We start from the raw sequence: 25,459 nt of genomic DNA, 5'->3' as shown, positions 1-25,459 counted from the left end.
ACTTTCGCGCCATGCACCAGTACAAAGAACTAAAGGTATGGCAGAAGGCAATGAGCATCACGAAACTCACCTACCGGCTTTGCGCGGGCTTTCCGGACAATGAACGGTTTGGCTTGGTTTCACAGATGCGGCGGGCAGCGGTTTCAATGCCTTCTAACATTGCGGAGGGTGCTGGTCGGAATTCGAGGCTTGAATTCCGGCAGTTTCTGGCAATTGCCAATGGTTCAGCTTACGAACTGGAAACACAGTTGCTACTCGCCAATTCGTTTGGCTATAACGGTTTCGTGAACGGTGTACCCGGTCTGACGGCTTTTCGCCGTCGGACCGGTCGTCGCTGGCTGCCGATAAATACATCGGACCTACAACGACCGGTCGGACGGCGGAAAAAGCCGTCGGACCGGAGCGAATGCAACCGCTACACTGTTCGCGAAACTGCTATATATCTCGGTCGAAAGTCTCAATACTATTTCCATAGAACTCACTGAATTGCAGAAAATGCTATTTGGTTTACAGAAGTCTCTGACCGAAAAGGAGTAGCTCTAGAACTTCATCTAACTACTCACGTCTCACTACTCAATACTCAAAACATGAACGCATATATCGTAGCCGGTTACCGCACGGCCGTTGGCAAAGCCACCCGCGGCGGTTTCCGCTTCACCCGTCCCGATGACCTCGCCGCCGACGTTATCAAGCACCTGGTGGCCTCAGTGCCCGCCCTCGATCCTACCCGCATCGACGACGTTATCGTCGGCAATGCCGTGCCGGAAGCCGAGCAGGGTTTGCAGATGGGCCGTTTGATTTCCCTGCTGGCCCTGCCGATGAACGTGTCGGGCCTGATTGTGAACCGCTACTGCGGCTCGGGCGTGGAAACCATTGCCATGGCCACCGGCAAGATTGCCGCCGGCATGGCCGACTGCATCGTGGCCGGCGGTACCGAAAGCATGAGCCTGGTGCCTACCGTGGGCTGGAAAACCGTGCCCAACTACAAGCTGGCCAAGGAACACCCCGACTACTACCTCGGCATGGGCCTGACCGCTGAAGCTGTGGCCCAGGACTACAAAATCAGCCGCGAAGACCAGGACCTGTTCTCCTACAACTCCCACCAGAAGGCTATCAAAGCCATCCAGGCGGGCAAGTTCAAGGAGCAGATTGTGCCCGTGACGGTGGAGGAAACCTACCTCGACCAGGCCACCGGCAAAAAGAAAACCCGCTCGTTCGTGGTGGACACCGACGAAGGCCCGCGCGCCGACACGTCCCTGGAAGCCCTGGGCAAGCTGCGCCCCGTGTTTGCCGCCAACGGCTCGGTGACGGCCGGCAACTCGTCGCAGACTTCCGACGGCGCGGCTTTCGTCATCGTCATGTCGGAGCGGATGGTGAAGGAGCTGAACCTGGAGCCCATTGCCCGTATGGTGACGTACGCCACTGAAGGCATCGACCCGCGCATCATGGGCATGGGCCCGATCAAAGCCATTCCGAAGGCGCTGAAGCAAGCTGGCATGAAGCTCGAAGACATTGACCTGTTTGAGCTCAATGAAGCCTTTGCCTCCCAGTCGCTGGCCGTGATGCGCGAGCTGGACATGGACCAGAGCAAGGTGAACGTGAACGGCGGGGCCATTGCCCTCGGTCACCCGCTGGGCTGCTCGGGCGCCAAGCTCAGCATCCAGCTGTTTCACGAGCTGCGGGCCCAGGGCAAGAAATACGGCATGGTCACCGCCTGCGTGGGCGGCGGCCAGGGTGTGGCCGGTATCTACGAGCTGCTGAAGTAACCGACGTGGGGGGACGAATTGCCCGCAGGGCTTCGTCCCCCCACTATTCGTCTTATCCGCTAAATAGCCAGTCATGAAAAAGCGCCTTCGCAGGAAGAAATATATCGGCGAATTCCAGGAGTTCGGCTGGTACGTCACCCTTGTTTTAAAGAGCGACGAGCCGCCGAAGGAGTCGCCTCTGTGGGAGCCTCTGATGGAGCAGGTAGACGCCCTGGACCTGCTGATGGGCGGCTCCCTGGTTTCCTTCTTCGTGCAGCCCGTCGTCCGGATGACCAAGGAACAAACGCAGGACCGGCAGCTGCAGCTGCAGCAGTGGCTGAGCCAGCGGCCCGAAGTGGCACAGGCTACCAGCTCGGCGCTGACGGATGCCTGGTACGGCCCTTTCCCGCAGTAGCGCCGTGAAAAGAAGCTCTGATCCGTTCGGAGCTTCTTTTTTCGAAAAGTACTCGGCAAGCATAACATAATTTCGTATCTTTCGGTACGACAGCACTCTGGGCCTCCTCGGCTCATAATACTCGGCAAGCCGAACAGTTTGCCGCTTCTTTCGACTTCAAAAACCCAACTTCAAAAACTCCCTTTAGTCATGGAAGTAACCAACAAGCTTGTGAAAGGCGGCGAGTTCCTCATCAAGGAAACGGAAGCCCAGGACGTATTCACCCCCGCCGACTTCTCGGAGGAGCAGAACATGATGCACCAGACCGCGCTGGACTTCGTGGACAAGGAAGTACACCCGCTGCTGGACCGCCTCGACAACCACGAGGAAGGCCTGATGCGCGGGCTGATGGAAAAAGCCGGTCAGCTGGGTCTGTTCGGCGTGAGCATCCCCGAGCAGTTCGGTGGCCTCGACATGGACTTCACCACCTCGCTCCGCGTGACGGAAGGCGTGGGTGGCGGCCACTCATTCCCGGTAGCCTTCGCGGCCCACACCGGTATTGCCATGCTGCCGATTCTGTACTTCGGCAACGAGGAGCAGAAAGCCAAGTACCTGCCCGGCCTCACCAACGGCGAGCTGATGGGGGCCTACTGCCTCACCGAGCCCGGCTCCGGCTCCGATGCCCTCGGCGCCAAGACCAAGGCCATGCCGACCGAAGACGGCGGCTACGTGCTCAACGGTCAGAAGATGTGGATTACCAACGGCGGCTTCGCCGACGTGTTCATCGTGTTTGCCCAGGTGGATGGTGACAAGTTCACCGGCTTCATCGTGGAGCGCAACACGCCCGGCCTGAGCCTGGGCAACGAGGAGCACAAGATGGGCATCAAGGGCTCCTCGACCCGGCAGGTATTCCTTTCCGACGTGAAGGTGGGCAAGGAAGCCGTGCTGGGCGAAATCGGCAAGGGCCACCTGATTGCCTTCAACATCCTGAACATCGGCCGCATCAAGCTGGCCGCGGCCTGCCTGGGCGCTACCAAGATGGCTGCCACGCTGAGCGTGAAATATGCCAACGAGCGGGTGCAGTTCAAGATGCCGATTGCCAAGTTCGGCGCCATCAAGTACAAGCTGGCCCAGCAGACTATCCGTATCTACGCCGTCGAGTCGGCTATCTACCGCGCCGGCATGGACATTGCCCGCATGGAGCAGGAGCTGCTCAGCCAGGGGCAGAGCCACAACGAGGCCTTGCTGGGCGCCGCCCGCGAGTTTGCCGTGGAGTGCGCCATTCTGAAAGTAGAAGGCTCGGAAGTGCTCGACTACGTGGTTGACGAAGGCGTGCAGATCTACGGCGGCTACGGCTTCTCGGCCGACTACCCCATGGACCGTGCCTACCGGGATTCACGCATCAACCGCATCTTCGAGGGTACGAATGAAATCAACCGCATGCTGGCCGTCGACATGATCCTGAAGAAGGCCATGAAGGGTGAGCTGGACCTGATGGGTCCGGCCCAGGCCGTGCAGGCTGAGCTGATGGCTATTCCGGACTTCAACACGGAAGAGGAAACCGGCCTGTTTGCCGCCGAGAAAAAGACTATTCAGAAGCTAAAGAAGGCCATCCTGATGGTCGCCGGCACGGCCGTGCAGAAGTACATGAACTCGCTGGCCAAGGAGCAGGAAGTGCTGATGAACATTGCCGACATGGCCATCAAGGTGTACACCGCCGAAAGCACCGTGCTGCGCGTGGAGAAGGAAGCCGCCGCCCAGGGCGAGGAAGCCGTGGCCACGCAGATCGACATTGCCCGCGTATATCTCTACGACACGGTAGACTTGGTCAACAAAGCCGGCAAGGATGCCCTGGCCTCCATGACCGAGGGCGACGAGCAGAAGCTGCTGGCCATGGGCCTGAAGCGCTTCACCAAAGCCGACCTGTACAACGCCAAAGAAGCCCGTCGCCGCATCGCCGACAAGCAGATTGCCGCCAACGAGTACGTGTATTAACCTGAACCACGGATTCGTCCGGATTTTTCGAGTTGGTCGGATTTTGTAGTCGGCTGCTGGCAGGCCGCTGTTCCGCTCTCCGACCAGTTCTGAAATTCTAAGTAAGCAGAAAGCCGCTCCCGAAACCGGGGGCGGCTTTCTGCTTTTGGAATTAGTAGAATGGGCAACGGTCCGAAAAATCGCCGGCAGCCCCAGGCGGGACTGGCCGGGTCGGTCGTTCTGGCTCTTATACGCAACGCCGGAACCTTACCGGCCGTTTGCAGAGGAACACTCCACTTCCTAACTCCCACCAGATTATGAACAATACCAACGAGCAGGTAAAGGGCAAGGAATTTTACGAGAGCGTGCTGCAGTTCTACGACCATGCGGCGAGCTTCTCTAAGCTGGATCCTGGCATCATTGCCCAGATCCGGGCCTGCAACAGCATATACAAGGTGAATTTCCCGGTGGAGGTGGATGGCCACGTGCAGGTGTTCGAAGGCATCCGGGTGCAGCACAGTCACCACAAACTGCCCAGCAAGGGTGGCATCCGCTACAGCGTGTATGTCGATGAGGAGGAAGTCATGGCCCTGGCTACGCTCATGACTTTCAAGTGCGCCCTCGTGGATGTACCCTTCGGCGGGGCTAAGGGGGGAGTGAAAATAAACCCGCGCACCACGTCCGTGCAAACGCTGGAACGCGTAACGCGCCGTTACGCCAGTGAGCTGATCAAGAAGAACCTTATCGGACCAGGTATGGATGTCCCGGCCCCCGACTACGGTACCGGCAGCCGCGAAATGGCCTGGATTGCGGACACCTACATGACCTTCAAATATGGCGACACGAATGCCCTGGGCTGCGTAACCGGCAAGCCGGTGGGTCAGGGCGGTATTCGGGGGCGGACCGAGGCGACGGGTCTGGGGGTGTTCTACGGCCTGCGCGAGCTGCTGCTCGATGAGCCCATGGTGCAGAAAACCGGCCTGACGCCTGGTATCAGAGGCAAGCACATCATTGTGCAGGGCCTGGGCAACGTAGGCTACTACGCCGCCCACTTCTGTCAGGCAGCAGGAGCCATTATTACCGGTATTGCGGAGCGCGAAGGAGGTATTTTCAATGCCAATGGCCTCGATGTAGCGGCCGTATTCAAGCACCGGGAGGAAACTGGCTCCGTACTGGGCTTCGAAGGCGCTCAGGATGTAACCAACTCCCTGGATTTGCTCGAATATGAGTGCGACGTGCTGCTGCCGGCCGCTCTGGAAAATCAGATTCACGAAGGTAACGCCGCCAACATCAAGGCCAGAATTATTGCCGAAGGTGCCAATGGGCCGACAACTCAGAGCGCCGAGAAAATTCTGGTGGCGCGCGGCATCGTTATTCTGCCCGATCTGTACCTGAACGCCGGTGGCGTAACGGTATCCTACTTTGAGTGGCTGAAAAACTTGTCTAACGTGCGCTTCGGCCGCATGGGCAAGCGGGCCGAGGAAAATGCCATGCGCCGCCTGGTGGAAACTATTGAGCGTACGACCGGAAAAACCGTCACGCCCGAGGAACGGCTGCTGATTGTGCACGGGGCCGATGAAATAGACCTCGTGCGCTCCGGGCTGGAGGATACTATGATTGTCGCTTACCAGTCTATTCGCAAAGTGATGAACGAGGTAGAAGGTATCGACGATCTGCGTACGGCCGCTTTCTATTCTGCCATTGAGAAAATCGGCGTGAGCTACCAGTCGCTGGGCATCTTCCCGTAACCGGCCAGAGCGTAAGTTCAGATACAGCAAGGCCGCTCCTGAGCTCAGGAGCGGCCTTACTGGTATTGGTCAATCGTCCACAAAATCCGGGTATCCCGAAAAATCCGGGCGAATTCGTGGTTCAGATTACTTCACTACAATCTTATTGAGCATCAGCGCCGCCGACTTCTTGCTGGGCCGGCTCACGCCAATGATCGTTTTGGCATCGAGCCAGCCGGTGAAGTCCTTCACGTACGCCAGACTCTGGTCGGAAGCTACGGACAGGCCGAGGCCTTTGGCGGGCTGCACCACGCCGGTCTGGGTACTTACCCGGCGCACGTACAGGTCTGATTTGCCGTTGAGCTTTTCCTGGGTCAGCAGCTGGATTTCGGGGCCGAAGATGGCGGCGCGGTAGCCGATGCCCGTGAACGACTCAGCGGGCGGCGCTACCTGGTCTTTGGCAATGATGCTGTGCCAGGTGGGGCTTTGAAACTCGTTGTAGCCGAACAGGTGCAGCTCCCGCGCGTGTACCGGCGACTCGTCGCCGCCTTCCTCGTACTTCTTCTCCGCAATAACGACCAGCTGCTTCTCCGCCGTCAGCAGCAGGTCGGCGAGGTATACGTCTTCGAGGCGCTTGGCGCTGGTCTGGCCGGCCTTGTTGACCTCGGCCAGATACTCGGGCGTGAAGCGGAACTCGGGCGCGAATTTCATATCGCCCTTATCCGAAAAGTCAAACTTAACCACCTTCAGGCTGTAGTACAGGCCGCTTTCCCGCTCGTTGCAGATGGCCGCGGCGTACAGCATATTGTCGGGCTGCAGCGTGAAGCGCGAGTCGAACACCGTGACGGCCTTGCCGCCAAACGTGCCGCCTACGGCCACCGACATCACCTTGATGTCGGGGTTGTCGTTGCGGTAGCGCCGCACGGTGAGCTTCTGCATATGGTCGCTGACGAGCGTGGCGTACTGCGTGCCGTCGTTGGCCACAAACACGGTGGGAGAGAACAGGTCGCCCAGATTGTGGAAGTCGTAAGTGCGGTCTTTAAGCTTGGTCAGCTTCTGATCGTAGATGCTGGCGCTAATGGCTTTGATCTGCACGTCGCGGGTGAGGTAGCGGTAAGCGACCAGCTTGGTGCCATCGGGTGACACGGCAATGCTCGGGCGCCGGTCGCGGGCGGCGGCGTCGACCAGCTTTTTAAGTGCCCCTTTTTGCCCGTTGCGCAGGTCAATGGGCAGTACCGACAGATTCTGGCTGGCGTTGTCTTTGTGGTGAATGACAACCCAGGCTTGCTCCGGACTATGCCGGAAGGCCTCAATGCTCTCCCCGGCTCCCACGGGTACAGTCGCCGTCCAGAGCTGTTTGAGGTCGGCATCGTAGCGCTCCACGGCGTATTCCGTGGCCGACTTGTGCGCCAGAATAATGAAGCCGCCACTTTCCAGCGGCAGCATTTTACGGGTTACCCGTTGGTTGTAGCGGTCTTCGGCCTGCTCGGGTAAGTAGTTGAACGGGGCCGACTTAACCTTTTGCGCCTGCGTCCACTGGCTGCCCGCGAGCAAACCGGTCAGTAAAAGGCTGGTTGCAATGAGTTTTGTAAGTCGCACGGAAAAAGCCAGTTAAGATGAAAAAATGATCAAAGCCAAAAAAAGCACTCTCCAAAGGTATCCATTCCTTAGCGCTGAGCGTACACGCCCCGCTCCCCACCGGCAGCCGGCCCGTCGGTAACGATTTATTCACGCTTCCTTAACGCGTGGATGGTCAATTTTGCCCCGCTTGTGCGCTTCCTTTGTCAAAAACAAGCGCACAGCAGTAGAAAGTATTGATAGCTCAATATATTGTACATTTCTAATTAAAAATGTGCAGTTGCTTGCAGTCATCGCAACTTTTTTAGGAGGTTTGGAGTAAGGACATTTCGAGCTTTCCTTGTTAAAATTCTCTTTTTTTGGCTTTAGATACATTTCTGGCCTTAACTTTGTACTGGCCCGCGCCGCTCACTATTGCGTTTTTGATATGAAATCTTTCTTACGTTTCGTCTTACTTTTTGCTCTCATTGTGGGAGGTCGTCTTGTTAAGCAACCAGCTACGGCTTCTGCTGCCCGGGTTGCAGCTCCGGAAACTCCGGTTCAGCATACCTCGTTTTTTACCCGTCAGGCAAACCCGCAGCCAGTTTCGGCTGGGAGTGGCAGCCGTCTTTGGCAGGCCACGGCTCCCGCGGCCCGAACAACAGTCTCTTTGGAATAACCCTACTAGGCGGCTCTTTCAAGGCCGCCTTTTTTATGCCCGTCACCAGTAGTATTACCGGCCGTACTTAGCTGATTCGGCTCCAGTTGACGGCCGTGGCGGGCAGGGAAGCAATATGCCGGCGGATGTTAAAGTTTTCCGGCTTGGCCAGCCCCGGGTCGTCGTTGATCAGCTCCTGGGCTGCGGCCCGCGACTCGCTCAGAATGCGGCCATCTTTGGCCAGGTCGGCAATGAGCAGGTCCAGCACGCCGCTTTGCTGGGTGCCCATCAAGTCGCCGGGGCCACGCAGCTTCAGGTCGATGTCGGCAATTTCAAAGCCGTTGTTGGTACGTACCATCGTTTCGAGGCGGGTGCGGCTGTCCTTGCTGAGCTTGTAGCCCGTCATCAGGATGCAGTAGCTCTGCTCGGCGCCCCGGCCCACGCGACCCCGCAGCTGGTGGAGCTGTGAAAGGCCAAACCGCTCGGCGCTTTCGATGATCATCACCGAAGCATTGGGCACGTTCACGCCTACCTCAATAACGGTGGTGGCCACCATAATCTGGGTTTCGCGGTTTACGAAGCGCTGCATCTCGAAGTCCTTCTGCTCAGCCTTCATGCGGCCGTGCACGATGCTGATCTGAAACTCGGGGAAAGCCCGGGCCACGCTTTCGTAGCCGTCGGTGAGGTCTTTGTAGTCCATCGTCTCCGACTCCTCGATAAGCGGATACACGATATACACCTGCCGGCCCAACGCAACTTGGTCGCGCAGAAACTGGAATACCTTGAGCCGGTTCGCGTCGTAGCGGTGCACCGTCACAATCGGCTTACGGCCCGCCGGCAGCTCATCGATTACCGACACGTCCAGGTCGCCGTAGAGCGTCATGGCCAGGGTGCGCGGGATGGGCGTAGCCGTCATGACCAGCACGTGGGGAATCACGTTGGGGTTTTTCTGCCAGAGCTTGGAGCGCTGCGCCACGCCGAAGCGGTGCTGCTCGTCCATGATGGTCAGCCCCAGGTTGCGGAACTGCACCACGTCTTCGAGCAGGGCGTGGGTGCCCACCAGCATGTGCATCTCGCCGCTACGGAGCTGCTCGTGGAGCACCCGGCGGTCGGCGGTGCGGGTGCTGCCGGTGAGTTTGCCCAGCTTGAGGCCCAGCAAATCAGCGTACACCTTCAGGCCCACGTAGTGCTGGTCGGCCAGAATTTCGGTGGGCGCCATCAGGCAGCTTTGCGCGCCGTTGTCAGCGGCCATGAGCATGCTGATAAAGGCCACAATGGTTTTGCCCGAGCCCACGTCGCCCTGCAGCAGGCGATTCATCTGCTGGCCGGTGCAGAAATCCTTGTAGATGTCGTGAATAACCCGTTTCTGGGCCCCAGTCAGGTCGAAGGTGAGCACGTTTTTGTAAAAGTGCACCAGCGTGGGCACCTCCTTGAAAATCTGGCCGGCCAGGGTGACCTTGCGCTGGTCGCGCTGGCGCAGCAGCTTGAGCTGCACGTAGAACAGCTCCTCAAACTTGAGCCGGAACCGCGCGGCCTGCAGCAGCTCGGGCGTCTGCGGAAAGTGAATCTGCTGGTAAGCCTCGGCCTTGCTCATCAGCCCGTACTGCTGCACCAGGGCCGGCGACAGCGACTCCAGCACGTGGGGCAAGGCAATCTTGAGCAGGTCTGAAACCAGGCGCGCAATGGCTTTGCTGTCGATACGGTGGTAGTTCTTGAGCTTCTCAGTGGTGTTGTACATCGGCTGCAGAAAGCTCTGCCCGGGCTTGGCCTCGGTCACCTCTTCCAGTTCCGGATGGGCCATCTGGGGCTTGCCGTTGAACACGGTGGGCTTGCCGAAGACGATGTACTCCTGGTGGTTTTTGACCACGCTCTGCAGCCACTTCACGCCCTTGAACCACACCAGCTCCAGCTCCGCGCTGCCATCCGATACTTTGGCCACCATACGCTGTTTGGGCCCCTCGCCCAGCACTTCACGGTTGCGCAGCACGCCCTTTACCTGCACATAAGGCAGGTCTTCGTGCAAATCGACGATGCTGTAGAACTGCGTCCGGTCAAGGTAGCGAAAGGGGTAGCGCTGAATCAGGTCGCCGTAGGTGAAGATGTTCAGCTCCTTCTGCAGCAGCGTCGCCCGCTGCGCCCCTACGCCCCGCAGGTTTTCGATTTTGGTGTTGAAAAAGCTCATTCAGAAGCTGCTGGCGGACGGCTGTTCGCTCTTATAAATACGCAGAAAAGGGAGTCAGCTGGCAGATCATCGGTACTTCAGCGTGTTCAGCAGCTGCACAATATCCTTTTTCACGTAGTCGATAACCGGGGCCAGCGAGTCGTTGGCCGTGGCTGTGGGGAAGTACAGCGCGCCGCGGAAAAAGTGCCGGGTGCTGTCGGTAGTGTAAAACTGAAACTGGCTCGGCACCTCGCCCGACAGCTCAAACACCGCCACCCGCATGCCGTTTGGAGTTTTGATGATGCTTTCGTCGATGGCCGTCGCCTTGATCTGGTGCTTGGCCGTTAGCTTGCGGGCGTCTTCCATCAGCTTGCTGAAGCGCCGCGGGTCGTTCTGTACGTCCATGTAGGTTATCTGGATGTTGGCGTGCAGCTGCGGGTAAATCACGTTGATCCAGTGCGGCTGGGCCAGGTAGGAGGAGTCGCGCCGCACTTTGGCATGACGCGAGTACTCGAAGGTGTAGGGATGCCCCGGAGCCAGCTGCTGGTAGGCGTGGGGCGGCAGGTCGATGCGGTTGTAGCCCTTGGGCTTGGGCGTGAAGTCGGCCGGGGCCGAGCAGCCGGTGGTCAGCAGGGCCAAGGCCAGGAGGAGCCCCAGGCCGCGCAGAAGTTGGAAAGCAGGCATTTTGAGCAATGCGGGTTGAGTAGCCAAAGGTAGCCGGAAATGGGCAGTAGCCGGGCGGCAGCTAAGGCGGATGAGGGGTAAAGCCGCCGCTGGGCTTACCCCCAACGAAAAAAGCCCCGGCAGCGTGCCAGGGCTTTTCCAGAAACGAATGAGCAGGGTCTTAAAACGGCAGCTGATCAATCTCGGGCTCCTGCCGGAAAGTCTGGGCTTCGGCCGGCACCGCCTGATTCTGCTGACCGTCGCCGTGGGGCCGGCCGCCCAGCATCGTTATTTCGTCGGCCACGATTTCGGTGATGTAGCGCGTTTGGTTGTCTTTGTCTTGGTACTGCCGGGTCCGGATTTTGCCCTCCACGTAGATCTGGTGACCTTTTTTGAGGTACTTCTCCGCTACTTCGGCCAGGCCGCGCCAGGCGGTGATGTTGTGCCATTCGGTCCGCTCCACGCGAGTGCCGCTTTTGTCCTTGTAGTAGTCATTGGTAGCCAGCGTAAAGTTGGCTACGCTGGCCCCGCTTTCCAGATGGCGAACTTCCGGGTCTTTGCCGAGGTGACCTACCAGAATTACTTTGTTAATGCCTGCCATGGTTTGATTGTTAAGGTGTTAAAGAGGATATATAAGAAGTTTTTCTTGTATTAAAAATAACAGTTATTTATCCGATATCCAAATTATTTAGTTTTTATTTCCAGCCTTTGTCAAGAAAATTAGCAATCAGCACGGGCTTGGGCAGCGCATGGGTTTGCTCCGCTGTGAAGGCCGCTAAGCCCGTAGCCCGCAAATCCGGGCCGGCCAGCGGCTGCCGCAGCCAGATGGTGTGAAAACGAGCCTCCACCTTCTGGTGGCTGAGTACGTGGCGCAACGACTGCACCGGCTCTTCCGCCCGCCCGGTGGCCACCTGGCCGCCAACTGCCGTCACCGCATCCACCAGGTCGGTAGCCGGCAGCTCGGCCGCGTTGGTTTCGGTCAGGACAAAATCGTAAAGTCCCTGCCAGATGTCTTTCGGGCCGCGCTTCTTCATATACACCGTTTCGCCGTGGCGCAGCACGAGGTAATGAAAGTAGCGCGTGCGGCTGGCTTTGGCTTTGCTCTTGACGGGCAGCTCGTGCACCATCCCGTGCTGAAAGGCAAAGCACTGGTGCTGGAGCGGGCAAAACAGACAGTCCGGCTTCAGGGGCGTACACTGGATGGCCCCGAACTCCATAATGGCCTGGTTGAACTCGTCCGGGGCCGCCGCCGGGATGAGCGTGTCGGCCAGGGCCTGAAACTCCTTGCGGCTGCTGGGCGCGGCAATATCGGCGGCAATGCCAAACACGCGGGCCAGAACCCGGTACACGTTGCCGTCGAGGACGGCCACTTTTTCGCCGAAGGCAAAGGAGGCAATAGCCGCGGCCGTGTACTGGCCCACGCCCCGTAGCTTGAGCAATTCCGCGTAAGTAGCCGGAAACTGCCCGGCGTAGTCGCGCACTACCTGCTGGGCCGTATGGTGCATGTTGCGGGCCCGGGAGTAGTAGCCCAACCCCTGCCAGTGGCGCAGCACCTCATCTTCGGGCGCGGCGGCCAAATCGTGCACGGCAGGGTAGGTGCTGATGAAATCCAGGTAATAGGGCAGACCCTGCTTGACCCGGGTTTGCTGCAGAATCACTTCCGACAGCCAGATGGCATACGGGTCGCGGGTATGGCGCCAGGGCAGGTCGCGGCGGTGCCGCGGGTACCATTCCAAGAGGGCCGGGGCGAAGTAGGGGGCGGCAGATAAGGTACTGGGGTGCGGCAAAATATTGGAAGATAGAGGTTTGCTGAGGAAAAGCCAGTCGAAATGGAAAGTGGGAAAAGTATTGCAAAACCAAAAAGTCCGGGTACCTTTGTGGCCCCAATTCGCAAACAACAGCTTACCGGGCAAGGGCTTACGTCTTGAATTGGGGCGTTTTGCCCAGTACCCATTTTTCACACCCTAGTACACTTACCAGCGTGACTAAAGCAGAAGTAATCGCCGAAATCGCCGACAAGACCGGCATTGAGAAAGCAGACGTATCGGCTACCGTTGAAGCATTCTTCAAAGTGGTAAAAGATTCGATGGCCGACGGCAACAACATCTACGTGCGGGGCTTTGGCAGCTTCGTAAACAAGAAACGAGCTAAAAAAGTCGCCCGCAACATCTCGAAAAACACGTCGATTATCATCGACGAGCACTTCATTCCAAGCTTCAAGCCGTCGAAAACCTTCATCGGCAAGATCAAAAACAGCAAGAAGATTAAAGAGATGGCCCAGGCCTAAACTGCTTTCTTCGTAACATTGCGGCGCGCCGCCGGGTATCCGTCTTCGGAACCCGGCGGCCTGCTTTTTCCCTATGGCATCCTTCAAATCCTCGCATCAGCTTCTTCTTGTGGTCGTCGCCCTCGCGGTAACGGCCGGCCTGTACGTGCTGCCCAAGGGAATTGTGAAGCCCAAGGAAGGCAAAAGCGAGATGAGCCAGCAGGCCGCCCGCACCGCCAACCGTGACAACGGCGCCGCGGCGCCCTCCACGACTTCCGTGGAGGAAGCCGCGCCCGCCGGAGCCACGGCCGCGCAGCCGCACATGACGATGGCCCCCGCCCAACGCAAGGAAATCGACGGATTGCTGGCCAAATACTCGGCCGAGCAGGACCCGATGGCAAAGCTGCGCGTGGCCTCCGACCTGGCCACCCAGTACAAGGCAGTCGAGAAATTCGACAGTGCGGGCTACTACTACGAGCAGCTGGCGGTAGCCCGTCCGGGCGAACAAACCTGGAAGCGGGCGGCCGACTCGTACTTCGAGGCGTTCAGCTTCGCGGCCACGGAAGAGCGGCAGAAAATGCTGGCTGCCAAAACCCGTGAGCTGTACGAGAAGGTGTTGAAGAACAACCCCGAAAACCTCGACGCGAAGACCAACCTGGGCATGGCCTACATGGCCAGCGACAACCCCGTGAAGGGCGTTACGTTGCTACGCGAAGTTCTAGTGGCGGATCCGCGCAACGAAAATGCGCTCTACAACCTGGGGCTGCTCTCGATTCAGAGTAACCAGTACGATAAGGCCGTGGAGCGTTTTCGGGAGTTGACGAAAGTCAATCCTGACAACATCAACGGTCAGTTTTACCTCGGCGTCTCCCTCGCTAAAACCAACGCGAAGGAAGAAGCCAAGGCGGCTTTCCGGAAAGCCAAAAGCTTGAGCACAGACCCGGCGCTGTCCGCGTCGGTGGATGAGCAGCTAGCTCAATTGAAGTAAGTAACCTTTTTTACAAACCCTAACCTCCTCATCATGCCCTGCGGTAAAAAGAGAAAGCGTCATAAGATTGCCACGCACAAACGGAAGAAGCGTCTGCGCAAGAACCGTCACAAGAAGAAGTAAGCCTCCCGGGGTTTGCTCGTCGGACCATGTGGCCTCGGCCCCAGGTTCGTCCTATCTCTCACGTAAGTGTTCTGAGAGTGGCTGGTTTTTCGCTTTCCCCGTGGCCTCGGAAGGGAAGCTGGTGCCGCGCGCACCGGCTTCCCTTTGCGGGTTTCGGGGGCGTAGGCTCGTCACGGCAGGAACACTCACTTAACCAACTGACCCATTGAGTAACGAATTAGTTATTAATTCTACTCAGGACGGAGAACGGATTGCCCTGCTCCAGGATAAGCGGCTCATCGAATACCATTTCGACCGCAACGACACCAACTATTCCGTTGGCGACATCTTCCTGGGGACGGTCAAGAAAGTTATGCCCGGTCTGAACGCCGCGTTCATTGACATCGGGTACCAAAAGGATGCCTTTCTGCACTACGGCGACCTGGGGGAGCAATTCCCCTCGATGATGAAGTGGAGCAAAGGCGTACAATCGCAGAAAATTACCGTGGGCGCGCTCAAAACCTTCCAGTTTGAAGGCACGCTCGACAAAGTCGGCAAGGCCGCCGACGTATTCAAGAAGGGCCAGCAGCTGCTGGTTCAGATTGTGAAGGAGCCGATATCGACCAAGGGTCCGCGCTTGTCCATGGACATTTCCATGGCCGGCCGCTACCTGGTGCTGGTCCCGTTCTCCAACACCATCAGCGTATCCAAGAAGATTGTCAGCAAGACGGAGCGGGAGCGGCTTAAGCGGCTCATTGCCTCCATCAAGCCCGACAACTTCGGCGTGATTATCCGTACCGTGGCCGAAGGCCGCGAGGTGGCGGAGCTCGACAAGGATATGCAAAGCATGACGGCCAACTGGGACACGCTCTTCAACACCCTGCGCACGGCCAAGCCGAACGACAAGGTGCTGGGCGAGCTGGGCCGCTCCAGCTCTATGCTACGCGACCTGCTCAACGAAAGCTTCGACTCCATTACCGTGGATTCGGCGCCGATGTACGAGGAAATGCGCAGCTACCTCCAGAAGATTGCACCCGACAGGCTCGGTCTGCTCAAGCTTCACACCGGCAAGGTGAAGGTGTTTGAGCACGTCGGTTTGGAAAAGCAGCTCAAAACGCTGTTTGGCAAAACCGTGACCGTACCCGGCGGCGGCTACCTTGTCATCGAGCACACTGAGGCGTTGCACGTCATCGATGTGAACTCGGGCAACAAGAGCAACCAGGAAAGTGACCAGGAAGCTACGGCTCTCATGATCAACATGCTGGCGGCCAAAGAGGTAGCCCGTCAGCTCCGCCTGCGCGACATGGGCGGCATCATCGTAGTCGATTTTATCGACATGAAAAGTGCTGAGAGTCGCAAAAAGGTGGAAGATGCCGTGCGCGACGTCATGAAGCACGACAAAGCGCGCTTCACCATATTGCCCATCACCAAGTTTGGGCTGCTGCAGATTACGCGGCAGCGCGTACGTCCCGCCGAGAACATCATCACCGGCGAGGTGTGCCCCACCTGCGGTGGAACGGGCAAGATTTCGGCCTCTATCCTCGTAACGGACGAAATCGACAACAGCATTGAAGACCTGCTGGTCACCCAGAACCAGTCGGGAATTTCGCTGTACGTGCACCCCTTCCTGCACGCTTATTACACCAAGGGATTGGTGTCGAAGCAGATGAAGTGGTATTTGAAGTATTACAAGTGGGTGAAGGTCATGAAGGATACGTCCTTAGGCCTCACCGACTACCGCATCGAGGATGAGCGGGGCGAGGAAATCGAACTGCATTCCCCCGCCGCCGCCATGAGCCGCCTCCAGGACCGGGAGGTAGAAGAGTTAACGGATTAATGATCAACGGTTTTTTCTGCGAAAAGCCCTCCTGATACGAAGAAAGCCCCCGTCGCTCGGATGAGCAGCGGGGGCTTTTTCGTGGCACGGTGCCAGTCTAGAACTTCAGTCCCAGGTCCAGCGCCACTTCGTTGTTTTTGAGGCTGACATCCTGGAAGCCGCGCTCTTCATCGAAATACTTTTCGATGTTGACCAGCCCGCGGTGGTAGGAAAGGCCCCCGAATACTTTGGTGCTCTGGCCCAGCTGGTACTCCACACCGGCCCCAACCAGCGCGGCGGCGTCGGGGATGATGAAATGCTTGACGGACTCTGATTCCTTCTGATTGCCGACGTCCGTGTAGCGTTTGTCGCCGTTGATGCGGCCGCTGATGAGCCCTCCGATGGAGCCGCCGAGCTGGAAGTACACCTTCGTGTCAGTGGCGACGTCGTTGGTAAACAGCTTCACAGTAAGCGGCACTTCCAGGTACTGCAGACCGATTTTCTGACTTCTGACCGAGGCCGGGTCGTTGGGGTTCAGGACCACAAGAGCCGGGTCGGTATAAGTGACGGTCCCGCCTTTGCTGACCAGCAGCAAGCCCGTGCTGAAGGCGTAGTTCTGACCGAAGAAGTAATCCACCACCAGGCCCCCACCGAGGCTGAGCTTGCTCTTGTCGTTTTGAAAGTTCAGGGCGCTTGGGGAGTCCGCCCGCAGATAGGTGACGGAAGGCGAGATTTTCAGGCCAATTTCAACCTGGGCGGAGGCGGCCCCGGCGGAAGCACCCAGCAGTAGCAGGGCCAGAAACGGTTTTTTCATAGAAAATGGGAAGAGGAAGTTGAGCTTTAGACGAAAGCCTGCCGCTTGGCGTTTCGATTTAGGCTATTTTCACCCAAATATAGAAGCGTGACTTACAACCCTGCCCCATGCGCCTTGTCTTAACGGCCATTTTTGCCTCCGTAGCACTTTTCAGCAGCTGCAGCAAGGATAGCAAGTGCGAGCTAAATCCGGAAGTAGCCCGCGTGGAAGCCGACGTGCGGGTGGAGCGCCTGGAGCGGCCGTTCTTTCAGCTGAGAAGCCCCGCCGACGCCCAGCAGTTCATCCGGCAGCACCCGCTGTTTGCCGACCAGTTTTTGCAGCGTAAGCAGTATCCGTCGGAGGAAGTGCTGGGCCAGGCGATGGTGCGACTGGCTACCAATGCCGGCCTGCAGAAGCTGGGCCAGCAGGCCGAAGCAGAGTTCAAGGATACCGAAGCCCTGCAGGGGCAGCTGCAACTGCTGTTTCAGCACGTGCGCTACTACTTCCCCGATTTTCGGGTGCCGGCCGTGAAAACCTTCGTCAGCGGCCTGAGTCAGGACTTGTTTGTGAATGACAGCCTGATGGTGCTGAGCCTGGACTTCTTTGTGGGGCCCAAGGCCAGCGTCCGGCCCAACGTGCCCGAGTACATCAAGCGTCGCTACGCGCCGGCCTATCTGCTGCCCACGGCGGCGCTGGCCGTCAGCAGCAAGTACAACCAGCACCAGCTCACCAACCAGACTATGCTCAGCGAGATGGTGCAGTTCGGCAAGTCGCTCTACTTCGCCGAGCAAGTGCTGCCCTGCACCGCCGACACTCTGCTGGTGGGCTTCACGGGGGCCGAAATGGCGGGTGTACAGTTCAACGAGAGCAAGATCTGGGCGCACTTCATCGAAAAGAATATGCTCTACAGCACGGCTCCGTTTACCATTCAGAAGTACCTGGGGGAGCGGCCCAACGTGCCCGAAATCGGGAAGACCTGCCCCGGCCGGGTCGGCGTGTGGCTGGGCTGGCAGATCGTGCGCAAGTACATGAGCCAGCACCCCAACGTGACGCTCAAGCAGCTGATGGCCGAAAAGGACCCGCAGCGCATCCTGAGCGAGTCGCACTACCGGCCCAAGCGCTGACGCGCTCAATTAAAAATTGAGAAATAAGAATTGAAAACTGCTCGGCAGCAATAACCTCAGCCAAGTTGAGCATAAGCGAATTCTTAATTTTTAATTCCTAATTCTTAATTGACCTCTCGTGCACATTGCCGTTTTCAGCCAGTACCACACGAACCCCGATTGTCCGGCAACCAGTCGGCACTATTCGTTGCTGGCGCACCTGGCGAAGACGCACCGGATTACGCTGCTTACAACCCGTACCTGGGAAGCCCAGCGCCTGACGCACCAGTATCCGTGGGTGCCGGCGGGGGTGGAAATTCGTGCGGCGGAAGTGTCCTACCAAAACAAGATGGGCGTCGCCCGGCGGGTACTGGCTTTCGGCCAATACGCCGCCTACGCCGTGCGGGAAGGTCTGCGGCTGGAGCGACCCGACGTAATCTGGGGTATTTCTACGCCACTCACAGCCGCGTGGGCGGCGGCGCAGGTGGCCCGGCAGCGGCGGGTGCCGTGGGTGTTCGAAGTGCAGGATCTGTGGCCCGCCTTTCCCATTGCCATGGGGGCCGTCCCGACCCGGTTTGCCCAGCAGCGGCTCTTCGCCCTGGAAAAGAGCCTCTACCGCAGCGCCCATCACATCCTGCCCCTCTCGCCCGACATGACGCGCTACGTGCAGCAGCAGGGGATAGAGGCCGATAAAATCACGACAGTCCTCAACGGGACGGACCTGCCGCTGGCGGCGCGGGCAACGGCCGAAACCGTGGCGGCGTTGCGGGAGCAGCACCAGCTGCTGGGGCAACAGGTGGTGCTTTACGCCGGTACCTTTGGCCGCGCCAATGACATTCCTACTCTGGTGGCGGCGGCGGAGCGGCTGGCCTCGGAGCGGCCCAACGTGGTCTGGCTGTTCATGGGGCTAGGGTTCCACGAGCCGCTGGTACGAGCGGCGGCGGAGCGGTGCGCCAATATCCGGCTGGTGCCCCCGCAGCCGCGCCACGCCGTCTTCGAGTGGTTTCGGCTGGCCGATATCTCAGTCGTGTCGTTTCTGAATCTGCCGGTACTGGATGCCAACTCCCCGGCCAAGTTTTACGACAGTCTCGCCGTTGGAACCCCCGTCATTGTTACCAACCAGGGCTGGACCAAAACGCTGGTCGAGAAGCATGCTTGCGGCTGGTATGTGCCGGCCGGTAACTCGGCCGCTCTGGCTACCCGACTTCGGGAGCTACTCGACCAGCCCCAGCAGCTTGGGCAGGCCGGCCACAATGGCCAGCAGGTGGCAAGCCGGGAATTTGACCGACAGCAGATTGCTGCTACCATACAACGCCTGCTGGAAAACGCGGCCGGGGCGTAGTCGCGTCAGGGGTGTACCCACTATGACTAGTTTTATACTATGTTGTACTTTCGGCAAAGTTATTTCCCTCAAGTGGAGGCTCGATAACGCCCTGCCGGGCGCTGGGCGCGGGTAGGGCGAAATGCTGGCTGTAGTATTTGCAGAAATCCTTCAGCGGGCAGATGGCACATTTGGGCTGCCGGGCCACGCAGATGTAGCGGCCGTGCAGAATAAGCCAGTGGTGAGCCTTGGGAATAAGTGCTTCGGTTATATAACGGACCAGCTCTTTTTCTACTGCCAGCGGCGTGGTAGCCGTCAGCGCGGCCAGCCCGATGCGGTGCGACACGCGGAATACGTGCGTGTCGACAGCCATCGTGGGCTGATTATAAATCACGGACAGGATAACATTGGCCGTCTTGCGGCCCACGCCGGGCAGGCGCTGCAGCTCGTCGAGGCTACTGGGGACTTCGGAGTTGAATTCCGCGGTCAGAATCCGGCCCAGCCCGGCCAGGTGCTTGGCCTTGTTGTTGGGGTAGGATATGCTGCGAATGAAGGGGAAAATATCGTCGGCGGCGGCGGCGGCCAAGTGCGCGGGCGTGGGAAACTGCTCCAGCAGCGCGGGCATAATCTGGTTGACGCGCTTATCGGTACACTGGGCGCTAAGCACTACGGCCACGATCAGCTCGTACGGATTGCCGTAGTGCAGCTCCGTTTCCGGCTCGGGAAAGTGGGTGGTGAAGTACGCCAGGAAGCGGCGGAACCGTTCGGGCTTGCGCATGAAAAAGAGGGAAAGGATAAACGGAGCGGATACCGGGGCAAAGATGCTGGTTCAGCAGGTCTTTCCCACGCCATCGGCGCTATTTACTCTTTCCCCCCGGGAGGAGGTGTCACCCCGCTTTCAGAAAGGTGCGCGAATATTGTAATATCGAATCGGTGGTCTTTTGCTTGGGCTGCCGCTGCAAACCGTCCAGGCAGCGTTGGGCCAGCAATATATCGGCGCAAACGGTGGCCAGCTGAGCATCGTGGAGCAGGGCCTGCTCCACTTCGGCGTGCTCCTTAGCCGGCAACTCGTTGTACACGTACCGCAGGAGCTTCTCGTGGGTAAAGGTTTTGATCATAGAAAACGGGTTGTGCGGCCATCTTCTTCCGCAGGTTGATCAGGGCGTAGCGCATGCGCCCCAAGGCAGTGTTGATACTGACCCCCGTTGCGTCGGCAATTTCCTGGAAGCTCATGTCGCCGTAATGCCGCATCACAAGCACCTCTTTCTGCGCCGCTGGCAGGTCCTGAATCAGTTCACGAAGACGGGCGTAGGTTTCCTCCCGGGAGATGGATACATCGGCCCCCTCTTCTGCCAGTGACAACGAGTTAAAGGCGTGACTTGTTGTATCGAGATTTAAAAGAGGGCTGCGTTTTTCGCGCCGGAAGAAATCGATGGCCAGATTGTGCGCAATGCGGCAGATCCAGGACGAAAACTTGCCTTCCTCGTTGTAGCGCCCACCTTTCATGGTGTGAATCGCCTTGATGAAGGTGTCCTGCAGCAAATCGTCGGCCACGTCCTCATCCCGCACGATAAGCATTATCGTGGTAAAAACACGGCTTTTGTGCCGCTCGAGCAACGTGGCGAAGGCATCCTCCTTGCCGGCAATATAGAGCGAAATCAGAGCGGAATCGCTCGGCTGCATGGTTTCCATAAAGACTACTAGTTAAAGGGAAGTAGAGCTTTAGGCCATAGAGTGCAGTTGCCGATGAATGGGAAAGAACCCGGGAAGGAAGGGGTGGTTGGGAAAATCAAATGTAGAGAACTGCAAAGCCAAACACAATGGGTAAGCAGTCAAAAAGGAAATAATTTTATACAATTTTGAAACCCAGTATTAAATAAGTCCCATACACGGTTTTCCCGCGCTTCCTCCTGCCCCGGTATTAAGCCACGTCAGTGGTAGAACGGTTAGGATGAGGAGGCACAAAAAAGCCCGCTAGAACAGCGGGCTTTTTTGTGCGACGATGCTCAGCGCTTCAGCTGAGCGTCGATTTCCTGAAGCTGGGCGTCGAGGGTAGCCGTGCTGGACCCGACCGAGCCCGCGGCTGTCCGCTGGGCCAGCCGGTCGGCGAGCTGCTGGAGCAGAGCCAGGCGACGCTCGGTGCGCAGCAGCTCAGCGGTGAGGCGGGCCGGGACGGGGCCGGCATCGGGCATAGCTATTATGGTTTCGGTAACGCCGGCCACCCGGCGGGCACGCTGCTCAATGGCGGGGGCCGACATCATATCGTCGGTGAAGTTTACGATCTGACCCTGCAGATTTACGGCTTTGCCTTCTTCCAGGATCTGCCGGGTGCCGTCCTTGCTGACCATAATGCCGTCGGGGCGAATTACGAGGCCATTGGACATCGTGACAGGCGCCGAAAGGCGGCTGGTTTGCCCGGCCTGCAGCCGCATGGTGAGGCCCCCCTTTCGGTACACGCCATCCTTGAGGGAGCTAACCTGGGCGGGGGCGGAAGAGGACGTCTGGGCAAATGCCGGTGCGGCCGCCAGTAGCAGGCCCCCTACCACGCAGCAGGCAAGAGTAAGAAAACGCATAAGCAACGGGGGAGAGTTGGAAAACAAGGGAAAGTTGCGGCAGGGATACCCGCTAATATTACTGACGAGGTTTGGCGGGCCAGGGTTACGCCTCCCCGTCGTGGCGCTGGCGGCGCTGGAGCCATTCGGCCGCGTTGCTTTCGTCGCTGAACAGGCGCACGTGACAGCGGGCGTTGGAAACCAGTGGGGCGCCGTTTTCCTGATCGATGGCGCTCAGGTGGCCCGGCGACATTAAAAAGGCCACGTATACCCGCCCGCCGAGCAGCGGGGCCAGACGGGGCAAAAATGATTCGAGGACCCAGTGGGTGCCGTCTTCACTAACCGGACCGCGGCGGCGCAGATCAAGCAGCCAGTAGCGGGAGCGGTAGGTGCTGGCAAAGCGCAGCGTAGCCTCGTAGCCCTGTTGCACTTCTGCCGTAGTGCTGGGCCGGAGCCAGCGCCCCAGCAGGGTGCCAACGTCGGAGCGGAAGGCCAGCTCCATGATATCGGCAATTAAAGTCGGGGCGGCGGGCATGGGTAAAAGCTTGAGGCGGAAGATAAGGAAAACAGGCCGCCCCGGCCGGAGCGGCGGGAAACCAGCTGGGCCACAGCGCCCGCCGCACGAGGCGGATGAATTCTGCCCGGCCGAAACCGGGCCGCTGGCCAGCGAGGCATCCTGCCGAAAGCGTACCGTAAGGTTGCAAAAACCAGCCCGTCGGGGCAAGCGCAACCGTAGCCGCGGGCCGGGGTTTCAGGTTACCTTTGCCGCGCTTCTACCCCGTTAGTTTCTATGGCTGCTGCTTCCGCCTCTGTTCGTCACGACCCCTACGCCGCGCTGCGGATTCCCGACTTCCGACGGCTGATTTCGGCCCGGGCCAGTATGGTTATTGCTACCCAGATTCAGGGTGCCGTGGTGAGCTGGCAGATTCTGAAGCTTACGGGCGACCCGCTGGCGCTGGGTCTGATCGGGCTGGCGGAAGCTGTTCCCAGCATTGTGGTGTCACTGTACGCCGGGCATGTGGCCGACTCCGTGCGGCGCAAGAATATTATCGTGGTGGCCGTAGCGGTGCTGCTGCTGTGCTCCGTATCGTTGTGGTGGCTGTCGGGCCCGCAAGGGCGGGAGCTGCTGCACAAAGACGCGCTGTATACGCTGCCGCTGTACAGCATTCTTTTCGTGAGCGGCATTGCGCGGGGTTTTTTAGGGCCGGCGCTGTTTTCCTTTATGCCCCAGCTGCTGCCTGATCGGGAGCGGCTGTCCAATGCCATTACCTGGAACAGCACTACCTGGCAGGCCTCGTCGGTTATCGGGCCGGCTATTGGGGGCCTTATCATTGGGCTGGCGGGCCGGGTGCATCCCGAAACCGGCATCACGACGGCCTACGCGGTAGATGCGCTGCTGATGGCCGTAGCCCTGCTGCTGTTTGTTTCAATTGCCGGCCGGCCGCTGCCCGTCCGGGAAGGAGAGAAGCTGAGCCTGAAAGAAAGCCTGCTGACGGGGGTGCAGTTCATCTTCGGCAACCAGCTGGTGCTGGCAGCTCTGTCACTGGATCTGTTTGCCGTGCTGTTTGGCGGGGCCGTAGCCCTGCTGCCCATCTTTGCCGACTCGATTCTGAAAGTGGGCGCCCAGGGCTACGGCTATCTGCGCGCGGCCCCGGCCGTGGGCTCGGTGCTGATGGCGGTGCTGCTGACCTACTTCCCGCTCTGGCGCAATGCGGGGCGCAAGCTGCTCTGGGCCGTAGCGGGCTTCGGGGCAGCCACCATTGCCTTTGCGCTGTCCACCAACTTCTGGCTGTCGTTGTTTCTGCTGTTCCTGACCGGCGTATTCGACTCCGTATCGGTGATTGTGCGCTCCACGCTCATTCACACCTTCACGCCGGAATACATGAAAGGGCGCGTTTCGGCCGTAAACAACATCTTTATCGGCTCCAGCAACGAAATCGGGGCCTTCGAGTCGGGCGCTATGGCCAAGCTGTTGAGGGTGGTGCCCTCGGTGGTGTTTGGCGGAGTGATGACGCTGGTGGTAGTCGCCATTACTTCGTGGCGGGCCGATAAGCTACGGGCGCTGGACCTGACTCCGGAGAAAAAGACTGCAGCATAAATAGGGGATACGCCATCGGGTAAAACGCTATATAGTGTAGCTTTGCCTCCGAATTATGCCAGCCCCCGGCCGTTTACGGCCCCGCTGCCACCCCGCGCTATGGCTACTCCCGCGTCCGAAGCTGCCCTCGAAGCCCGGCTGACCCAGTTACGGGCCACCGATGCCGAGGCCTTCCTGGAGCTGCTGTTCCGGGAGTTTTACCGCCCCCTGGGTGCCGTGATTAACCGCGTAGTGCAGGACCGCGCCGTGACCGAGGATCTGTTGCAGGACGTGTTTTTGCGGGTCTGGAACGGCCGGGAGACGCTGACCATCAGTACCACCTACGGCGCCTACCTCTACCGGGCCGCGCTGAATGCGGCCCTGCGCCACGCGGAGCGGAGCCAGCGGCAGGTGGCCTGGACAGCGGCCCCCGCCTCGGCCGAGCCGGCCACCGATGATGCCCTGCACGCCCTGTACGAGCAGGAAGCGCAAGCTTCGGTGGCGGCCGCGCTAGCCCTGCTACCGCCGCAGTGCCGGGTGGTGTTTACCATGAGCCGCTACGATGAGCTCAGCTACCAGCAGATTGCCGACACGCTGGAGATTTCACCCAAGACCGTGGAAAACCAGATGGGCAAGGCCCTGCGCATCCTGCGTCGGCAGCTGAGCGGGCTGCTCAAAAACCTGTATCTGCTGCTGTAGGGCGGGTAAAGTAATTATTTTTTGCCCCGGCGTAGGGGTAGCGGGCCAGTAAGGTATCAGACCCTTGAAACCGTCATCCGGTCTGAACCTCCAACCCGTTTACCGCTATGAAAACCCTCCTTCCCTCCGCCCTGGTGGCCCTGAGCCTGCTGCTCACGAGCTGCGACCATAACGACATCTGTCCCGACCGCATCAGCGGCAGCGGCCCGACGGTAGCCGAAAGCCGGTCGCTGCCGGCTTTTAGTGGCGTCGATCTGGCTGTCAACGGCACTGTGTATCTTACTCAGGGGCCCACGGCCAGCATCCGGGTGGAGGCGCAGCGCAACGTGCTCGAAGTGCTGCAGACCACCGTCGGCAACGAAAAGCTCACCATCAGCTTTGGCCGCGTACAGGTGCGCCGCCACGAGCCCATCCGCGTGTACGTCACCACGCCCGGTCTGACGAGTGCGGGCGTATCGGGCTCCGGCGAATTGCTGGGACGCGAAGGCTGGCAGGTGCAGGATCTGGCGCTGAGCGTGTCGGGCTCCGGCGCTGTCAGGTTTGATCAGCTGACGGCCCGCAGCCTGGACACCAGCATTTCCGGCTCGGGCAGCGTGGGCCTCGGCGGCGAAGCCCAGGGCCATACCGTGCAGATCAGCGGCTCGGGCCAGTTGAATTCCTACGCCCTGCGCCTGCAGACGGCCGACGTGAGCATCAGCGGCTCGGGCTCCGGCTACCTCACGGCGGCGCAGGCGCTGCGGGCCACCATCAGCGGCTCGGGCAAAGTGTACTACAAAGGTCACCCCGGCGTGACGGTGCGCATTTCCGGCTCCGGCCGCGTCGTGGATTCCAACTAACGCAGTTCCGCTGCCGCCCGCCGTACT

The 25,459-nt window shown here is 59.3% G+C and carries 24 protein-coding genes; 13 read left to right on the top strand and 11 right to left on the bottom strand.

The genetic code is table 11. The annotated features are described in order from the left end of the window. Positions 1 to 11: 11 nt before the first annotated feature. From ABD842_RS19355 to ABD842_RS19335, 5 genes are all read left to right on the top strand, one after another. Complete coding sequence (locus ABD842_RS19355; RefSeq protein ID WP_345117504.1) at positions 12 to 485, top strand: four helix bundle protein; 474 nt, start codon at positions 12 to 14, stop codon at positions 483 to 485. Positions 486 to 587: 102 nt separating this feature from the next. Further along, complete coding sequence (locus ABD842_RS19350; RefSeq protein WP_345117502.1) at positions 588 to 1,766, top strand: acetyl-CoA C-acyltransferase; 1,179 nt, start codon at positions 588 to 590, stop codon at positions 1,764 to 1,766. 73 nt (positions 1,767 to 1,839) lie between these two features. After that, positions 1,840 to 2,160 carry a 50S ribosome-binding protein YggL gene (locus tag ABD842_RS19345; protein ID WP_345117500.1) on the top strand — a complete coding sequence of 107 codons (321 nt, stop codon included), beginning with the start codon at positions 1,840 to 1,842 and terminating at the stop codon, positions 2,158 to 2,160. A 189-nt stretch (positions 2,161 to 2,349) separates the two neighbouring features. Then, positions 2,350 to 4,134: an acyl-CoA dehydrogenase family protein gene (locus ABD842_RS19340; protein WP_345117498.1), complete on the top strand. Its 1,785-nt coding sequence runs from the start codon at positions 2,350 to 2,352 to the stop codon at positions 4,132 to 4,134. Positions 4,135 to 4,430: 296 nt separating this feature from the next. Next, positions 4,431 to 5,861: a Glu/Leu/Phe/Val family dehydrogenase gene (locus ABD842_RS19335; protein WP_345117496.1), complete on the top strand. Its 1,431-nt coding sequence runs from the start codon at positions 4,431 to 4,433 to the stop codon at positions 5,859 to 5,861. Between the two features lie 126 nt (positions 5,862 to 5,987). On the opposite strand, the gene ABD842_RS19330 is transcribed toward ABD842_RS19335, so the two are convergent. From ABD842_RS19330 to mutY, 5 genes are all read right to left on the bottom strand, one after another. Beyond that, entirely contained in the window at positions 5,988 to 7,394 is a 1,407-nt protein-coding gene (locus ABD842_RS19330; RefSeq protein ID WP_345117494.1) for a hypothetical protein, read from the bottom strand. 749 nt (positions 7,395 to 8,143) lie between these two features. Further along, positions 8,144 to 10,237: an ATP-dependent DNA helicase RecG gene (recG, locus tag ABD842_RS19325; protein ID WP_345117492.1), complete on the bottom strand. Its 2,094-nt coding sequence runs from the start codon at positions 10,235 to 10,237 to the stop codon at positions 8,144 to 8,146. A gap of 66 nt (positions 10,238 to 10,303) precedes the next feature. Then, positions 10,304 to 10,900: a gliding motility lipoprotein GldD gene (gldD, locus tag ABD842_RS19320; protein ID WP_345117490.1), complete on the bottom strand. Its 597-nt coding sequence runs from the start codon at positions 10,898 to 10,900 to the stop codon at positions 10,304 to 10,306. 160 nt (positions 10,901 to 11,060) lie between these two features. Beyond that, positions 11,061 to 11,480, bottom strand: coding sequence for a single-stranded DNA-binding protein (locus tag ABD842_RS19315; RefSeq protein WP_345117488.1), 420 nt, complete (start codon positions 11,478 to 11,480; stop codon positions 11,061 to 11,063). Between the two features lie 94 nt (positions 11,481 to 11,574). Next, on the bottom strand, positions 11,575 to 12,666 hold the full coding sequence (gene mutY, locus ABD842_RS19310) for an A/G-specific adenine glycosylase (protein ID WP_345117486.1): 1,092 nt from the start codon (positions 12,664 to 12,666) through the stop codon (positions 11,575 to 11,577). A gap of 194 nt (positions 12,667 to 12,860) precedes the next feature. Here mutY and ABD842_RS19305 point away from each other — a divergent pair, with 194 nt between their 5' ends. The 3 genes from ABD842_RS19305 (at position 12,861) to ABD842_RS19295 (ending at position 16,072) form a co-directional block, all read left to right on the top strand. Beyond that, the gene (locus ABD842_RS19305; RefSeq protein WP_345071469.1) at positions 12,861 to 13,166 is read left to right on the top strand and encodes an HU family DNA-binding protein; all 306 of its coding nucleotides are present in this window, start codon (positions 12,861 to 12,863) and stop codon (positions 13,164 to 13,166) included. A gap of 73 nt (positions 13,167 to 13,239) precedes the next feature. After that, entirely contained in the window at positions 13,240 to 14,133 is an 894-nt protein-coding gene (locus ABD842_RS19300; RefSeq protein WP_345117484.1) for a tetratricopeptide repeat protein, read from the top strand. 328 nt (positions 14,134 to 14,461) lie between these two features. Next, positions 14,462 to 16,072 (top strand): Rne/Rng family ribonuclease, encoded by a 1,611-nt coding sequence (locus tag ABD842_RS19295; RefSeq protein ID WP_345117482.1) that lies wholly within the window; start codon positions 14,462 to 14,464, stop codon positions 16,070 to 16,072. A gap of 97 nt (positions 16,073 to 16,169) precedes the next feature. Here ABD842_RS19295 and ABD842_RS19290 read toward each other — a convergent pair whose 3' ends face one another. Next, positions 16,170 to 16,865, bottom strand: a complete 696-nt coding sequence (locus ABD842_RS19290; protein WP_345117480.1) for an outer membrane beta-barrel protein — start codon at positions 16,863 to 16,865, stop codon at positions 16,170 to 16,172. A 107-nt stretch (positions 16,866 to 16,972) separates the two neighbouring features. Between ABD842_RS19290 and gldB the strand changes: the two genes are divergently transcribed. After that, positions 16,973 to 17,968, top strand: coding sequence for a gliding motility lipoprotein GldB (gldB, locus tag ABD842_RS19285; protein ID WP_345117478.1), 996 nt, complete (start codon positions 16,973 to 16,975; stop codon positions 17,966 to 17,968). Between the two features lie 118 nt (positions 17,969 to 18,086). After that, on the top strand, positions 18,087 to 19,289 hold the full coding sequence (locus ABD842_RS19280; RefSeq protein WP_345117476.1) for a glycosyltransferase family 4 protein: 1,203 nt from the start codon (positions 18,087 to 18,089) through the stop codon (positions 19,287 to 19,289). A gap of 37 nt (positions 19,290 to 19,326) precedes the next feature. Here the strand turns inward: ABD842_RS19280 and nth are convergent, their stop codons facing one another. From nth to ABD842_RS19255, 5 genes are all read right to left on the bottom strand, one after another. Next, complete coding sequence (gene nth, locus ABD842_RS19275) at positions 19,327 to 20,046, bottom strand: endonuclease III (protein ID WP_345117474.1); 720 nt, start codon at positions 20,044 to 20,046, stop codon at positions 19,327 to 19,329. 109 nt (positions 20,047 to 20,155) lie between these two features. Beyond that, a complete protein-coding gene (locus tag ABD842_RS19270) occupies positions 20,156 to 20,386 on the bottom strand; it encodes a hypothetical protein (protein WP_345117472.1) in 231 nt (76 codons plus the stop codon). After that, the gene (locus ABD842_RS19265; RefSeq protein ID WP_345117470.1) at positions 20,325 to 20,960 is read right to left on the bottom strand and encodes an RNA polymerase sigma factor; all 636 of its coding nucleotides are present in this window, start codon (positions 20,958 to 20,960) and stop codon (positions 20,325 to 20,327) included. The genes ABD842_RS19270 and ABD842_RS19265 overlap by 62 nt, the downstream gene beginning before the upstream one ends. Positions 20,961 to 21,274: 314 nt before the next feature. Further along, entirely contained in the window at positions 21,275 to 21,841 is a 567-nt protein-coding gene (locus ABD842_RS19260) for a DUF6799 domain-containing protein (protein WP_345117468.1), read from the bottom strand. Positions 21,842 to 21,926: 85 nt separating this feature from the next. After that, entirely contained in the window at positions 21,927 to 22,355 is a 429-nt protein-coding gene (locus tag ABD842_RS19255; RefSeq protein ID WP_345117466.1) for a hypothetical protein, read from the bottom strand. 255 nt (positions 22,356 to 22,610) lie between these two features. Between ABD842_RS19255 and ABD842_RS19250 the strand changes: the two genes are divergently transcribed. The 3 genes from ABD842_RS19250 (at position 22,611) to ABD842_RS19240 (ending at position 25,432) form a co-directional block, all read left to right on the top strand. Next, on the top strand, positions 22,611 to 23,918 hold the full coding sequence (locus ABD842_RS19250; RefSeq protein ID WP_345117464.1) for an MFS transporter: 1,308 nt from the start codon (positions 22,611 to 22,613) through the stop codon (positions 23,916 to 23,918). Between the two features lie 99 nt (positions 23,919 to 24,017). Continuing rightward, the gene (locus ABD842_RS19245; RefSeq protein ID WP_345117463.1) at positions 24,018 to 24,596 is read left to right on the top strand and encodes an RNA polymerase sigma-70 factor; all 579 of its coding nucleotides are present in this window, start codon (positions 24,018 to 24,020) and stop codon (positions 24,594 to 24,596) included. A 107-nt stretch (positions 24,597 to 24,703) separates the two neighbouring features. Continuing rightward, complete coding sequence (locus ABD842_RS19240; RefSeq protein WP_345117462.1) at positions 24,704 to 25,432, top strand: head GIN domain-containing protein; 729 nt, start codon at positions 24,704 to 24,706, stop codon at positions 25,430 to 25,432. Positions 25,433 to 25,459: the final 27 nt, after the last annotated feature.

Source organism: Hymenobacter algoricola (assembly GCF_039539525.1).
In the GTDB taxonomy this organism is placed as follows: domain Bacteria; phylum Bacteroidota; class Bacteroidia; order Cytophagales; family Hymenobacteraceae; genus Hymenobacter; species Hymenobacter algoricola.
The sequence above is the reverse complement of the archived record's forward strand: the minus strand, read 5'-3'. Positions and strand labels throughout refer to the sequence as shown.